We start from the raw sequence: 13,619 nt of genomic DNA, 5'->3' as shown, positions 1-13,619 counted from the left end.
CACAGGGCGGTCGACGCAGATGAACGCTGACAGGAGCGGCGAACCACGGGACGCGGGCAGCCAGTGGTACGACAACGAGGCCGGACCACTGGTCCGTCCCTATGCGATGACGGGCGGACGGACCAAACCGGGCCCCAACGGAGTGCACTTCGATCTGATCGCACTCGTCACGCTGGACGAGAACGCACCGGGGCCCGGGGACGACACGGCGCTCGGACCGGAACACCGGTCGCTCATCGAGCTGTGCCGCACCGAGACCCAATCCGTCGCCGAGCTGGCGGCCGACGCCGATCTGCCCGTGGGCGTGATCAGGGTGCTGCTCGGCGACCTGCTGGAAATGGGCTGCGTGAAGGTGAGCCGACCCGTGCCACCCGCACAGCTGCCCGACGAGAAGATCCTGCGAGAGGTGATCGATGGGCTCCGAGCACTCTGACGCCGGTGGCGGCGACACGACCGCCATGGCGTTGAAGATTCTGGTCGCGGGCGGCTTCGGGGTGGGCAAGACCACCCTCGTCGGCGCGGTCAGCGAGATCCGCCCGCTGCGCACCGAGGAACTGCTCAGCGAGGCGGGCCAGTCGGTGGACGACACCGGCGGAGTCGACCGGAAGACCACGACGACCGTCGCCATGGACTTCGGCCGCATCACCATCAGGTCGGGCCTGTCGCTGTACCTCTTCGGTACGCCGGGGCAGGACCGTTTCTGGTTCCTGTGGGACGAGCTGTCCCAGGGCGCGCTCGGGGCCGTCGTCCTCGCGGACACACGACGGCTCGAGGACTGCTTCCCCGCCGTCGACTACTTCGAGCATCGGCACATCCCGTTCGTCGTGGCCGTCAACTGCTTCGCGACCGCCCGTACGTACGGTGCGCACGAGGTGTCACGGGCCCTGGACCTCGACCGTGGAACCCCTGTGGTGCTGTGCGACGCACGGGACCGCGATTCGGGAAAGGAGGTGCTGATACGCCTGGTCGAGTACGCCGGGCGGATGCATACCGCCCGGCTGCTCGACACCGTGGGCTGAGGTGGGCCGGGGCGTCAGTCGGCGATGCCGCCGCGGGCCACCACCTTGTCGATCTTGACGCGCACGAGGAGCTCACCGGGCACGCCATTGCGCTCGCCGAACTCCTCGGCGCGCCCCTCGCCCATGTAGCGGGCGCCGAGCCGGCCCGCCCAGTGCCGCACCTCGGCCAGATCGTCGATCAACCGGGCCTGCCCCTGCAGGACCACGAACGCGAACGGAGCCTTGTCGTCGTCCACGCACAGGGCGACACGCCCGTCCCGCGCCAGATTCCGCCCCTTGACGGTCTCCGCCCCGGTGTTGAACACCAACTCGTCCCCGTCCAACAGGAACCAGATCGGTGCGATGTGCGGGCTGCCGTCCGCACGGACGGTCGACAGCTTGCCGGTGCGGGTGCCCTGCGAGACGAACGCCCGCCACTGGTCCTCAGTCATCTTCTGCGCCATGTCCTCATCATGCTTGCCGGGGCGCCGTTGGTGGGGAAGGCTGGCAGGTCAGTTCCGCCGACCAGGGGGAACACTGAGGCGGGGAGACGGGAACATGGCCCAGAACACGGGGCTCGGTTGGCTGCTCGACGACTTGACCAAGCGCATGGAGCCCGTACGGCACGCGCTGGTGCTGTCCAACGACGGCCTGGTGACCGGCGCGAGCTCGGAGCTGGAGCGGGAGGACGCGGAACATCTGGCCGCGGTCTCGTCGGGTCTGCACAGCTTGGCCAAGGGCTCAGGGCGGCATTTCGGCGCGGGCAACGTACGCCAGACGATGATCGAGTTCGACGACGCGGTGCTGTTCGTCACCGCGGCGGGCGACGGCAGTTGCCTCTGTGTCCTCAGCTCCGCGGAAGCGGACATCGGCCAGGTCGCGTACGAGATGACGCTCCTCGTCAATCGTGTCGGCGAGCATCTCGGCGTGGGCGCCCGACAGCCGGAACGGACACCAGTCGTAGACCTCTGACCAGCTGAAACGTCGACGCGTCGAGAGTTATCCACAGGCTCGGCGCGGGTCGCGGTGATCGCGCTACGGTTTTCCCGAGAGCAAAGACGCCTCACGGGGGAGAACCACCATGACAGGTCACACGATCATGCACGAAGCCGCTGATGCGGCAGCGCGGACATCGGTCACGCAGAGCCGAGCGGCGCGGGAACTGGGGCTGAAACGCGGCGAGTTCGAGCTGGGCGTGATGCTGGGGCGCATCCGCACCGTCAGCGACACGGTCGGTGGACGGCGCCGCGTCACACGCGAGGAGATCGAGCGCGTCCGTGCCGGGGAGGGCTTTCCCGAGGCATGGGTGGAGCGCATCAGAGCCGTGGGGACCACGGAGGGCGCGGCCCTCATGAACATCTCCACCGCCCGGTTCACGCGGCTCACTCGCGCGGGTTTCGTCACGCCGGTGAAGTTTTACCTGAATCGCTACAGGGCCGTGGTCTGGCTGTATCTGGCCGAGGAACTACGGCAGTTCGCCGAGTCCGAGGCCAACGCCAATCTGCTCACCGGCCGAGCGCCCGGCACGATCCGTGCCCAACTGGAGGCAGGCGTCGACCTGCGGGCACGGAACTGGCGCGGCCGCCATGCGGGAGCGCTGCTGCGGCAGTCCGACGATCCCTGGGAGCGTGCCGCGGCCGTCGCCTCGCTCCTCGCCCCGGTCCAGATCGCGGAGATCATCAAGGATCCGTACGAACGCGCCTATGTACGCAGGCTCATGCCCGACCCCTTCGCCCAGAGCGCGCCCGAATCTCCGGCGGGGCGGATCATTCAGGGGATCACGACCGCGGATGACCCGGACGAGATCCGCTGGCTGCGGGCGAACCTGACCATCGGCCTCTCCCAGGCCCGGGGCCGACGCCCGGCGCCGCGGCCCGAGCCCCAGCACGGCCCGGCGTCGGAACCAACTCCCGGCCACCGCGCGGACCCAGATGCTGAGCCGATCCCGCACTGCGCGCCGGACCACGCGGCACCGCAGGCCGCACGGCTCTACCAACCGGAGAGAGGGCGGGCGGCGGAGCCGCGGGGCCTACTCAAGTGGATGCGCCGCAGGGGAGCGCAGCCGGGCAAGGGCTGAGGGACGCCCGGGAGTAGCGGCGTTACTCGGTGGCGTCGAGATCCTTGGCGTAGTGCTCGATCGCGGGCCGGTAGGCGGCGATGCCGGGATCCTGGCTCGTGGTGGCCACCAGGTTCAGCAGGATCTCCATCGCGAGGTGGGTGCGGCCGGTGTTGTAGAGAGCCATCGCCAGAAAGGTCTTGAGGGCGGCGTCGTCGGGGAACTCGGCCACCGCGTCACCCAAGGTCACTACGGCTTCCGGATACCGGCCCAGGACGCGGTAGGTGCTGCCGAGGCCGAGCAGGGCTCCCCGGCGGTCATCGGGAGAAAGGCCCGGTTCCTCGAGCGCGCGTACGTAGTGCGGCACCGCCTCGGCCTCCAAACCGAGTGTGTCGTGCACCCACGCGGTCTGGTACGCCACCTCCGGGTCCAGGGGGAACTGCTCGCACAGGGCGAGCAGGCGCTCCTTGGCCTCCTCGCGACGACCGTCCTCGCGGAGTCGTACGGCCTCGACGAGCAGGTGGTCGCGGTGCCCGGTCATGTCCTCGTCCGTGGTCAATGGACCATCCCGTTCTCTCCCTGGCCGGCCGCCATGAGTGTGATGTCGGGTGAGCATAACGGTCGGCGTGGCAGCGGCACGCGGGTGTGGACGCAGGTAAGGCTCCCATGGCGTCACGGCTGGACCGGTGTGGCTGGGGCGTGGGTTCTGCCGCCTGTCTGCCCTCACGGCCAGCGTGTTTTGCGACGCCATCGTGGTCCGCCTCCTGCTGGTGCCTGCGGTCATGACGCTTCTCGGGAGGTCGGCCTGGCGTGTCCCGCGCTGGCTGGATCGCCTGCTGCCGAACGCCGATGCCGAGGGCGAGCAGGCGGAACCGGTCAGGAAGCCGGGGTGACGCGACCGACGGGAGGATTCATCAAGACCTGGGCCCGTGGTCGACGTGGCGTCAGGCTCTGGCTCTGGCTCTGGGCTCGCCTGTATGGAGATCCGCGGCATTGACCCCCCGTGACACCACGTGGGCTTCTGGAACGTGCCGACCGGGACGGCGCAGGCGCCCGGCGGCGTATGAGTACGAAGTCCTTGAGGCCGTCGACTTCGGAGAGCTCCTGAAGTGGGCGTCCGGTACGCGGCCGATCGCGGGTGGTCGTACACCGTCTACGCGGCGGTCAGCGACGGTGGCCGGCCGGGGCTCGTCCGTCCTGCGGGTGTCCTGGGTGATGCGTTCGCAGCCGCGTAGGCGAGCGGCGATAGTGAGGCAAGAGACTGTCGAGATCGGAGTGAACGATGAAGGCGGCCCGTTTCGACCACTTCGGGGGCCCGGAGGTCCTTGAGCTCGTGGATCTCCCCGACCCGCATCCGGGGTTCGGCCAGGTCCGGATCGCGGTGCGCGCGGCCGGCGTCAACCCGAGCGACTGGAAGAAGCGCAGGGGCCTGATGGATCAGGAGCTGCCGCAGACCATGGGCCATGAGGCGGCGGGCGTGGTCGATGAACTCGGCGAGGGCGTCGTGGACGTGGCCGTCGGCGACCGCGTGTTCGGCTTCTCCGCAGAGGAAGGGGCCCAGGCCGAGCTGGCTGTGCTGTCCCACTACGCGCCGATCCCGCCGTCGCTCGACTTCGCCGACGCAGCCGCGCTGCCGGCCGCCATCGAGACGGCCACCCGCGCACTCGACCGGCTGGGCGTCAAGCGTGGCAGCACGCTGCTCGTCAGTGGAGCCTCCGGAAGCGTCGGCAGTGCCGTGGTCCAGCTCGCCGTCGTGCGTGGTGCGCGCGTGTTCGGCACAGCGAGTCCCGCGAACCACGACTACCTCCGCTCCTTGGGAGCCGAACCCGTCGCCTACGGCGAGGGCCTCGTCGAGCGGGTGCGCGCGCTCGCGCCTGAGGGCGTCGACATGGCGCTCGATGTGGCAGGGAGTGGCGTCCTGCCTGATCTCATCGGCCTCGCGGGCGACCCGGAGAACGTCGTGACGATCGCCGATTTCGCCGGTGCGCAGCAGTATGGGGTGACGTTCAGCCGCGGGGACGACGGCCGCGCGCTGCACGCGCTCGCCGAGGTCGGAGGGCTGATCGAGGCCGGGCACTTCTCGCTCCCAGTGGCGCGGACCTTCCCCCTCGCCGAGATCGCGGAGGCGCACCGCGTCAGCGAGGACGGTCACGCGCGAGGGAAGCTCGTGCTGCTGGTCGGCTGACGGGGCCGATGGGCCCCGATGCCTCGTCGCTCGCGCCCCCTAGCTCAGGCCTCGTCGCTCGCGCCCCCTAGCTCAGGCCTCGTCGCCCGCGCCCCCTAGCTCAGGCCCCGTCGCCCGCGCCCCCTAGCTCAGGCCCCGTCGCCCACGCCCCCTAGCTCAGGCCCCGTCGCCCACGCCCCCTAGCTCGAGACTCATGACCCCGCCGTCGGGCGTCCGTCCATGTGCCGTTCGCCGTAGGGTCGGAAGAGCCCTTCCTGTACGACCGAGACCAGCAGCCGGCCCTCGATGTCGTAGATACGGCCGCGCGCCAGGCCGCGGCCGCCTGTCGCGATGGGGGACTCCTGGTCGTACAGGAACCACTCGTCCGCGCGGAACGGGCGGTGGAACCACATGGCGTGGTCCAGCGACGCCATGTCGAAGCCTCGCGGGCCCCACAGCGGTTCCACCGGGATGCGGACGGCGTCCAGGAGCGTCATGTCGCTCGCGTACGTCAGGGCGCAGGTGTGGACGAGAGGATCGTCGCCCAGCGGGCCGACCGCGCGCATCCAGACCGCGCTGCGCGGCTCGGCGTCCTTGATCTCCTCGGAGGTCCAGCGCAGCCGGTCCACGTAGCGGATGTCGAAGGGCTGGCGCCTGGCCATGCGCTCCAGTTGCTCGGGGAGCGCACCCAGATGCTCGGTGATCTCCTCGGCGACCGTCGGCAGCGACTCCGGGTCCGGAGCCGTGATGCGTGGGGGCAACTGGTGCTCGAACGCGCCCTCCTCGGGCTGATGGAAGGAAGCGGTGAGGTTGAAGATGGTGCGCCCCTGCTGGACCGCCGTCACCCGGCGCGTGGTGAAGGAGCGCCCGTCCCGCACCCGCTCCACCTGGTACACGATCGGCACGCCCGGACGGCCGGGTCGCAGGAAGTACGCGTGCAGCGAATGCACCGGACGCTCGCCCTCGGTCGTGCGCCCCGCGGCCACCAGAGCCTGCCCGGCGACCTGCCCGCCGAACACCCGCTGCAGGGACTCCTGCGGGCTGCGGCCACGGAAGATGTTGAGTTCAATCTGCTCCAGGTCCAGCAGGTCGACAAGCCGGTCGGCGGGATTGTTCATGACGGTTCCTCGACTCCTGTCCGGGGCAAGCTCGGCGCGGTCAGCGGTCAGCGGTCAGCGGTCAGCGGTCAGATCAGCGGCAGCGGTCAGCTCAGAGCTGGCCGACGTCGGTGACCCGGACGACGGCGCGACCTTCCTCGTCCGAGGCCGCGAGATCGACCTCCGCGCCGATACCCCAGTCATGGTCGCCGTTCGGGTCGGCGAACGTCTGCCGGACGCGCCACAGGCCGTGCTCCGGGTCCTCCTCGATGAGCAACAGCTTGGGCCCGCGTGCGTCGGGACCGGTGCCGAGATCGTCGTACTCGTCCCAGTACTTGTCCATGGCCGCGCCCCAGGCATCCGCGTCCCAGCCGGAATCGGCGTCCAGTTCGCCCAGCTCCTCGACGTGGTCGAGGGCGGCGAGCTCGACCCGGCGGAAGAGCGCGTTGCGGACCAGGACGCGGAAGGCGCGGGCGTTGGCAGTGACCGGCTTGACCTGGTCGGCGCGCTCCTGGGCCTCCTCGGCGGTCATGACCTCGGGGTTGGCGAGCTGCTCCCACTCGTCCAGGAGGCTGGAGTCGACCTGGCGCACCATCTCGCCGAGCCAGGCGATGAGGTCCTCCAGGTCCTCGGACTTCAGGTCGTCCGGGATGGTGTGCTCAAAGGCCTTGTACGCGCTCGCGAGGTAGCGAAGGACGATGCCCTCGGTCCGGGCGAGCTCGTAGAAGGAGGTGAACTCCGTGAAGGTCAGCGCCCGTTCGTACATGTCGCGGATCACGGACTTGGGGGAGAGCGGGTGGTCGCCGACCCACGGATGGCTCGTCCTGTAGGTGTTGTAGGCGTGGAAGAGGAGCTCCTCCAGAGGCTTGGGGTACGTGATGTCCTGGAGCCGCTCCATGCGGTCCTCGTACTCGACGCCGTCCGCCTTCATCAGGGCGACGGCCTCGCCGCGCGCCTTGTTCTGCTGGGCGGCGAGGATCTGGCGCGGGTCGTCCAGAGTGGACTCGACGACGGACACCATGTCGAGGGCGTACGAAGGCGATTCCTGGTCGAGCAGATCGAAGGCGGCGAGCGCGAAGGTCGACAGCGGCTGGTTGAGCGCGAAATTCTGCTGGAGGTCGACCGTCAGACGCACGATGCGGCCCGAGGCGTCCGGCTCGTCGAGCTTCTCCACCACTCCGCCGTCGAGCAGCGAACGGTAGATGGCGATGGCGCGGCGGATGTGCCGCAGCTGCTGCTTGCGCGGCTCGTGGTTGTCCTCGAGCAGGTGACGCATCGCCTCGAAGGCGTTGCCCGGACGGGCGATCACCGAGAGGAGCATGGTGTGCGTGACGCGGAAGCGTGAGGTCAGCGGCTCGGGCTCGGAGGAGATGAGCTTCTCGAACCCGGACTCGGTCCACCCGATGAATCCCTCGGGGGCCTTCTTGCGCACGACCTTGCGGCGCTTCTTCGGGTCGTCGCCTGCCTTGTTGAGCGCCTTCTCGTTCTCGATGACGTGCTCGGGGGCCTGCGCCACGACCAGGCCCGCCGTGTCGAAGCCCGCCCGTCCCGCGCGCCCCGCGATCTGGTGGAACTCCCGGGCGCGCAGGGTGCGTACGCGCGTGCCGTCGTACTTGGTGAGGGCGGTGAACAGCACCGTACGGATCGGGACGTTGACGCCGACGCCGAGGGTGTCCGTGCCGCAGATGACCTTCAGGAGGCCGGCCTGCGCCAGCTTCTCGACGAGCCGGCGGTACTTGGGCAGCATGCCCGCGTGGTGCACGCCGATCCCGTGGCGCACGTACCGCGAGAGGTTGCGGCCGAACTTGGTGGTGAAGCGGAAGTTGCCGATCAGCTCGGCGATCTTGTCCTTCTCCTCACGGGTGCACATGTTGATGCTCATCAGCGACTGCGCGCGCTCGACGGCCTGTGCCTGTGTGAAGTGCACGATGTAGACGGGCGCCTGCTTGGTCTCCAGGAGCTCGGTGAGCGTCTCCGTGATGGGCGTCAGGCGGTACTCGTACGAGAGGGGGACCGGGCGGGTCGCGGAGCGGACCACCGAGGTGGGGCGGCCGGTACGGCGCGTCAGGTCCTTCTCGAACATCGAGACGTCGCCGAGCGTCGCGGACATGAGGATGAACTGTGCCTGCGGCAGCTCGAGGATCGGGATCTGCCAGGCCCAGCCGCGGTCGCCCTCCGCGTAGAAATGGAACTCGTCCATCACGACCTGGCCGATGTCCGCGTGCTTGCCGTCCCGCAGCGCGATGGACGCGAGGACCTCGGCCGTGCAGCAGATGACGGGGGCGTCCGAGTTCACGGACGCGTCGCCGGTCAGCATGCCGACGTTCTCGGTGCCGAAGAGCTTGCACAGGTCGAAGAACTTCTCCGACACCAGCGCCTTGATCGGAGCCGTGTAGAAGGTGACCTTGTCCTGGGCCAGCGCCGTGAAGTGCGCGCCCGCCGCGACCAGGCTCTTTCCGGAGCCGGTCGGAGTGGACAAGATCACGTTGGCTCCGGACACCACCTCGATCAGCGCCTCCTCCTGAGCCGGATAGAGGGTGATCCCCGTCTCCTCGGCCCACGAGGAGAAGGCTTCGAAGAGGGCATCGGGGTCGGCATCCGGCGGCAGCTGATCAATGAGTGTCACACCCCCATCTTGCCTTCCTTCCGACCCGATGAGGGAACCGGCGGTTCGCACGAAGATCACGAACGCTACGCTGTGTCGCCAACGGGGCGTCAGCACAACGGAAATGGGGCGGGGAACAGCCATGATGGGTCCGGCACACTCACTGTCGGGGGCGGCGGCCTGGCTCGGCGTCGGAGCGGCCGCGGCGGCCGCGGGGCACACGATGCCCTGGCCGGTCCTTCTCGTCGGAGCCTTGATCTGCGCCGGGGCGGCACTCGCACCCGATCTCGACCACAAGTCGGCGACCATCTCGCGGGCCTTCGGACCCGTATCCCGAGGCCTGTGCGAGATCGTCGACAAGCTCTCCGCCGCCGTCTACAAGGCGACCCGCAAGCAGGGCGACCCGCGCCGGGCCGGCGGACACCGCACCCTCACGCACACCTGGCTGTGGGCGGTCCTCATCGGGGCGGGCGCCTCCGCCCTCGCCGTCTTCGGCGGCCGCTGGGCGGTCCTCGCGCTGCTCTTCGTCCACATGGTGCTCGCCATCGAAGGGCTGCTGTGGCGGGCCTCGCGAGGGTCGAGCAGCGATGTTCTGGTGTGGCTGCTCGCCGCGACGAGCGCCTGGATCCTCGCCGGAGTCCTGGACAAGCCAGGGAACGGCGCGGACTGGCTGTTCACCGCGCCGGGCCAGGAGTACGTGTGGCTGGGGCTTCCGATCGTGCTCGGTGCCCTGGTGCACGACATCGGGGACGCGCTCACGGTCTCCGGCTGCCCGATCCTGTGGCCCATCCCCATCGGCCGCAAGCGCTGGTACCCCATCGGACCGCCGAAGCTGATGCGGTTCCGGGCGGGCAGCTGGATCGAGCTGAAGGTGCTGATGCCGGCCTTCATGCTGCTCGGGGGAGTGGGCGGCGCGGCGGCGCTCAACTACATCTGACGGCGATGACACCCGGCAGCAGGCGACTGAGCCGAGCCGGACGCGCATCCCAGGCACGCAGCGGGCCGGACTCCGGCCCGCTGCGTGCCTGGCGCGTCATCTGGGCGCGTCATCCGTGCCAGGAACGCCAGAGCGCCGCGTAGGCACCCCCCGCACCCACCAGCTCGTCATGGCTGCCGAGCTCGCTGATCCGGCCGTTCTCGACCACCGCGATGACATCCGCGTCGTGCGCGGTGTGCAGGCGGTGGGCGATGGCCACGACCGTGCGGCCGTCCAGGACGCGTGCGAGGGAGCGCTCCAAGTGGCGTGCCGCGCGCGGGTCGAGGAGAGAGGTCGCCTCGTCGAGGACCAGCGTGTGCGGGTCGGCGAGGACCAGGCGGGCAAGGGCGATCTGCTGGGCCTGTGCCGGGGTGAGGGCGAAGCCGCCCGAGCCCACCTCGGTGTCCAGGTCCTCGTCCAGGGCGCGTGCCCAGCCGTCCGCGTCGACCGCGCCGAGCGCCGCCCACAGTTCTGCGTCGCGCGCCCCGGTCCTGGCGAGGAGGAGGTTGTCGCGCAGCGAGCCCACGAAGACGTGGTGCTCCTGGTTGACCAGCGCCACATGGGCGCGGACCTCCTCCGCGGGCATCGCCGACAGCTCGGCTCCGCCCAGCGTCACATGACCGTCGCGCGGTGCGTAGATCCCGGCGAGGAGCCTGCCGAGCGTGGACTTGCCCGCCCCGGACGGTCCGACCAGGGCGACGCGCGAACCCGGCTCGACGGCCAGTGACACTTCCCGCAGGACGTCGACGCCCGCGCGGTAGCCGAAGTGCACGTCGTCCGCGAGGACAGCACGCCCGTCGGGCGTGACGGAGCCGTCGCCCGCGTCCGGTTCGATGTCCCGTACGCCCACGAGGCGGGCCAGTGACACCTGGGCGACCTGCAGCTCGTCGTACCAGCGCAGGATGATCCCCAGCGGGTCCACGAGCATCTGCGCGATGAGCGCACCCGTGGCCAGCTGGCCGATGCCGATCCACCCCTGCAGGACGAACACTCCGCCGATCATCAGGACGGAGCAGAGCACGATGGTGTGGGTGAAGGTGATCACCGGGAAGAGCACGGAGCGCAGGTAGAGGGTGTGCCGTTCCCACGCCGTCCATTCTCGAATACGGCGCTCCGACAGCTCGACGCGGCGCTCCCCGAGCCGGTGCGCCTCCACCGTGCGCCCCGCGTCGATCGTCTCGGCGAGGGCCGCGGCGACAGCGGCGTATCCCGCTGCCTCCGAACGGTAGGCGGAGGGCGCCCGCTTGAAGTACCAGCGGCAGCCGACGACAAGGAGCGGCACCGCGACCAGGATGGCGGGCGCCAGCGGCGGCGCGGTCACGGCGAGACCGCCGATCAGGAGCGCTGCCCACACCACGCCGATCGCGAGCTGCGGCACCGCCTCCCGCATGGCGTTCGCGAGCCGGTCGACGTCCGTGGTGATCCGCGACAGCAGGTCCCCGGTCCCCGCCCGCTCGAGGACGCCCGGCGGCAGCCCGACCGAACGCACGAGGAAGTCCTCGCGCAGATCGGCCAGCATCCGCTCACCGAGCATCGCGCCGCGCAGCCGTACCTGATGGACGAAGCAGGCCTGCACGAGCAGGGCGATGATGAACAGCCCGATGGTGCGCCCCAGATGGAGGTCGCGGGCGCCGGCCGAGACGTTCTCGACGAGATCGCCCAGCAAGTAGGGACCGGCCATCGAGGCCACCACGGCACAGGTGTTGACCGTGATGAGCAGGGCGAAGGCCCGGCGGTGCCGCTTGACCAGCTCGCGTACGTAGGCACCTACCGTCGCGGGCGCGCCGACGGGCAGGGTGTCCGCGGTGGTCGGGGCCGCCGGGTCGTACTCCGGTGGCGCCAGGCCGATCATGCCGTCTCCTCGATGTTGATGCGGATGCCGATCTCGGCGTCGGTACGGGGCAGCGCCACCGGCGCCCGTTCCTCGTCCGTCTCACGCGTCACGACCGCCCGGTAGCGCGGTTCGCTGTGCAGCAGTTCGCGGTGTTCGCCCACGGCCGCGACCTCGCCCTCGTGGAGGAAGACCACGCGCTCGGCCCGGTCGAGCAGCAGCGGCGACGACGTGAGGACCACCGTCGTACGCCCCTTGCGCAGCCCCTTGATGCCCTCGGCGACCCGCGCCTCGGTGTGCGAGTCGACGGCGGACGTCGGCTCGTCGAGCACGAGGACGTCGGCGTCGGTGACCAACGAGCGGGCCAGCGCGAGCCGTTGGCGCTGCCCGCCCGACAGGGAGCGTCCGCGCTCCGTGACATGGGCGTCCAGCGGGTCCTCGTCCACCGAGGCCTGCGCCAGGGCGTCCAGGACGTCCGCGCACTGCGCGGCCCGCAGGGCGTCGTCGGCGCTCACGGCTCCCGACGCCGGTACGTCGAGGAGTCCGCGGAGCGTGCCGGAGAGCAGGACCGGGTCCTTGTCCTGTACGAGGACGGCGGTACGGGCGGTGTTCAGCGGCACCTCGTCGAGCGGTACCCCGCCGAGCAGCACGGAGGGAAATTCCTCCGCGTCGTCGAACGCCGCGTGCCCGCCAAGACGTTCGGCGAGCCGTCCCGCTTCGTCCGGGTCGCCGCACACGACGGCGGTGAGACGGCCCGAAGGGGCGACGAGCCCGGTCGCCGGGTCGTAGAGATCACCAGCGGGCGGCTCGGTGTCGGCACGCCGCCCGTCTGCGGCCGGGGCGGCCGTGCCCACGGGCTGCCCGTCACCGGCGTGTGGCGTGCGCTGGAGCGAGAGCACCCGGGCGGCGCGCTGGGCCGAGGGGCGCGAGAAGCTGTAGGCCATCGCGATCTCCTCGAAGTGCCGCAAGGGGTAGGTGAGCATCGTGACCGCGCTGTAGACGGTGACCAGCTCGCCGATGGTGATCCGGCCCTCGCGGGCCAGGTTCACTCCGTGCCAGACGACCACGACAAGGAGCAGCCCCGGCAGCAGCACCTGGACCGCCGAGATCGCCGCCCACATCCGGGCGCTGCGCACGGCGGCCGTACGCACCTCCTGCGAGGCACTGCGGTAGCGGTCGAGGAAGAGTTCCTCTCCGCCGATGCCCCGCAGCACCCGCAGACCCGCCACGGTGTCCGAGGCCAGCTCGGTCGCGCGCCCGGCCTTCTCGCGCTGATGGTCGGCGCGCCGGGTGGCGCGCGGCAGCAGCGGCAGCACGGCGAGCGCGAGCACCGGGACGCCCACCGCGACGACGACGCCGAGCGCGGGTTGGTACACCACGAGGCCTACGCAGACGAGGACGACCGTGAGCGCTGCCGCCGCGAACCGCGAGACCGCCTCCACGAACCAGCCGATCTTCTCGACGTCGCCGGTGGAGACGGCGACCACCTCACCGGCGGCGACGCGCCGGGTGAGCGCGGAGCCGAGCTGCGCGGTCCTGCGGGCCAGGAGCTGCTGGACACGGGCGGCCGCGGTGATCCAGTTGGTGACCGCCGTACGGTGCAGCATGGTGTCGCCCAGGGCGATGGCGACACCGCACAGCGCCATCACCGCGCCCGCCACGGCGAGCCGTCCCCCGGAGCGGTCGACCACGGCCTGCACGGCATAGCCGACGAGGTAGGGGAGCACCGCGATGGAGCCGAAGTGCAGCAGACCCCAGGCGAGCGACTTCAGCTGGCCGTCGAGTTGGTTCCGCCCGAGCCAGCGTAGGAAGTGAGGGCCCGAGCGGGCATCCGGCATGCCCGGGTCGGTGAACGGAAGATCGCGAATCTGCATGACGTCCCAGGGTCGGAG

Annotated in this window: 12 protein-coding genes; 6 read left to right on the top strand and 6 right to left on the bottom strand. The window is 70.4% G+C overall.

What is annotated here, in order from left to right:
• The first annotated feature begins 19 nt into the window (after window positions 1–19).
• Entirely contained in the window at window positions 20–433 is a 414-nt protein-coding gene (locus AC5P1C_RS11120) for a DUF742 domain-containing protein (protein WP_493865571.1), read from the top strand.
• Window positions 414–1,019, top strand: a complete 606-nt coding sequence (locus tag AC5P1C_RS11115) for a GTP-binding protein (RefSeq protein WP_383319264.1) — start codon at window positions 414–416, stop codon at window positions 1,017–1,019. Before AC5P1C_RS11120 ends, AC5P1C_RS11115 begins: the two co-directional genes overlap by 20 nt.
• Window positions 1,020–1,033: 14 nt before the next feature.
• Here AC5P1C_RS11115 and AC5P1C_RS11110 read toward each other — a convergent pair whose 3' ends face one another.
• Window positions 1,034–1,462, bottom strand: a complete 429-nt coding sequence (locus AC5P1C_RS11110; RefSeq protein WP_493865570.1) for a PPOX class F420-dependent oxidoreductase — start codon at window positions 1,460–1,462, stop codon at window positions 1,034–1,036.
• A 94-nt stretch (window positions 1,463–1,556) separates the two neighbouring features.
• On the opposite strand from AC5P1C_RS11110, the gene AC5P1C_RS11105 reads away from it, so the two are divergent.
• Together AC5P1C_RS11105 and AC5P1C_RS11100 are read left to right on the top strand one after the other, a co-directional pair.
• The gene (locus AC5P1C_RS11105; RefSeq protein WP_493865569.1) at window positions 1,557–1,970 is read left to right on the top strand and encodes a roadblock/LC7 domain-containing protein; all 414 of its coding nucleotides are present in this window, start codon (window positions 1,557–1,559) and stop codon (window positions 1,968–1,970) included.
• Window positions 1,971–2,079: 109 nt separating this feature from the next.
• Window positions 2,080–3,075: a DUF6397 family protein gene (locus AC5P1C_RS11100; RefSeq protein ID WP_493865568.1), complete on the top strand. Its 996-nt coding sequence runs from the start codon at window positions 2,080–2,082 to the stop codon at window positions 3,073–3,075.
• A gap of 22 nt (window positions 3,076–3,097) precedes the next feature.
• Here the strand turns inward: AC5P1C_RS11100 and AC5P1C_RS11095 are convergent, their stop codons facing one another.
• Entirely contained in the window at window positions 3,098–3,595 is a 498-nt protein-coding gene (locus AC5P1C_RS11095; RefSeq protein WP_493865708.1) for a tetratricopeptide repeat protein, read from the bottom strand.
• Between the two features lie 741 nt (window positions 3,596–4,336).
• Here AC5P1C_RS11095 and AC5P1C_RS11090 point away from each other — a divergent pair.
• A complete protein-coding gene (locus AC5P1C_RS11090) occupies window positions 4,337–5,239 on the top strand; it encodes an NADP-dependent oxidoreductase (protein WP_493865567.1) in 903 nt (300 codons plus the stop codon).
• Between the two features lie 191 nt (window positions 5,240–5,430).
• Here the strand turns inward: AC5P1C_RS11090 and AC5P1C_RS11085 are convergent, their stop codons facing one another.
• Both AC5P1C_RS11085 and AC5P1C_RS11080 read right to left on the bottom strand, forming a co-directional pair.
• Window positions 5,431–6,336 (bottom strand): acyl-CoA thioesterase, encoded by a 906-nt coding sequence (locus AC5P1C_RS11085; protein ID WP_493865566.1) that lies wholly within the window; start codon window positions 6,334–6,336, stop codon window positions 5,431–5,433.
• A gap of 91 nt (window positions 6,337–6,427) precedes the next feature.
• Window positions 6,428–9,064 carry a DEAD/DEAH box helicase gene (locus tag AC5P1C_RS11080; RefSeq protein WP_493865565.1) on the bottom strand — a complete coding sequence of 879 codons (2,637 nt, stop codon included), beginning with the start codon at window positions 9,062–9,064 and terminating at the stop codon, window positions 6,428–6,430.
• Here AC5P1C_RS11080 and AC5P1C_RS11075 point away from each other — a divergent pair.
• Window positions 9,063–9,857, top strand: a complete 795-nt coding sequence (locus AC5P1C_RS11075) for a metal-dependent hydrolase (RefSeq protein WP_493865564.1) — start codon at window positions 9,063–9,065, stop codon at window positions 9,855–9,857. The genes AC5P1C_RS11080 and AC5P1C_RS11075 overlap by 2 nt on opposite strands.
• Window positions 9,858–9,966: 109 nt before the next feature.
• Here the strand turns inward: AC5P1C_RS11075 and AC5P1C_RS11070 are convergent, their stop codons facing one another.
• Window positions 9,967–11,748 (bottom strand): ABC transporter ATP-binding protein, encoded by a 1,782-nt coding sequence (locus AC5P1C_RS11070; RefSeq protein WP_493865563.1) that lies wholly within the window; start codon window positions 11,746–11,748, stop codon window positions 9,967–9,969.
• Window positions 11,745–13,601, bottom strand: coding sequence for an ABC transporter transmembrane domain-containing protein (locus AC5P1C_RS11065; RefSeq protein WP_493865562.1), 1,857 nt, complete (start codon window positions 13,599–13,601; stop codon window positions 11,745–11,747). The genes AC5P1C_RS11070 and AC5P1C_RS11065 overlap by 4 nt, the downstream gene beginning before the upstream one ends.
• Between the last annotated feature and the right edge of the window lie 18 nt (window positions 13,602–13,619).

It is taken from the genome of Streptomyces sp. A18, assembly GCF_059026065.1.
This window is presented reverse-complemented; position numbering and strand designations above follow the sequence as displayed.

Coding starts and splice junctions, on each gene's coding strand:
- AC5P1C_RS11090 (WP_493865567.1), top strand. CDS start 4,337: ATGAAGGCGGCCCGTTTCGACCACTTCGGGGGCCCGGAGGTCCTTGAG.
- AC5P1C_RS11095 (WP_493865708.1), bottom strand. CDS start 3,595: ATGACCGGGCACCGCGACCACCTGCTCGTCGAGGCCGTACGACTCCGC.
- AC5P1C_RS11115 (WP_383319264.1), top strand. CDS start 414: ATGGGCTCCGAGCACTCTGACGCCGGTGGCGGCGACACGACCGCCATG.
- AC5P1C_RS11100 (WP_493865568.1), top strand. CDS start 2,080: ATGACAGGTCACACGATCATGCACGAAGCCGCTGATGCGGCAGCGCGG.
- AC5P1C_RS11085 (WP_493865566.1), bottom strand. CDS start 6,336: ATGAACAATCCCGCCGACCGGCTTGTCGACCTGCTGGACCTGGAGCAG.
- AC5P1C_RS11080 (WP_493865565.1), bottom strand. CDS start 9,064: ATGGCTGTTCCCCGCCCCATTTCCGTTGTGCTGACGCCCCGTTGGCGA.
- AC5P1C_RS11070 (WP_493865563.1), bottom strand. CDS start 11,748: ATGATCGGCCTGGCGCCACCGGAGTACGACCCGGCGGCCCCGACCACC.
- AC5P1C_RS11105 (WP_493865569.1), top strand. CDS start 1,557: ATGGCCCAGAACACGGGGCTCGGTTGGCTGCTCGACGACTTGACCAAG.
- AC5P1C_RS11110 (WP_493865570.1), bottom strand. CDS start 1,462: ATGGCGCAGAAGATGACTGAGGACCAGTGGCGGGCGTTCGTCTCGCAG.
- AC5P1C_RS11120 (WP_493865571.1), top strand. CDS start 20: ATGAACGCTGACAGGAGCGGCGAACCACGGGACGCGGGCAGCCAGTGG.
- AC5P1C_RS11075 (WP_493865564.1), top strand. CDS start 9,063: ATGATGGGTCCGGCACACTCACTGTCGGGGGCGGCGGCCTGGCTCGGC.
- AC5P1C_RS11065 (WP_493865562.1), bottom strand. CDS start 13,601: ATGCAGATTCGCGATCTTCCGTTCACCGACCCGGGCATGCCGGATGCC.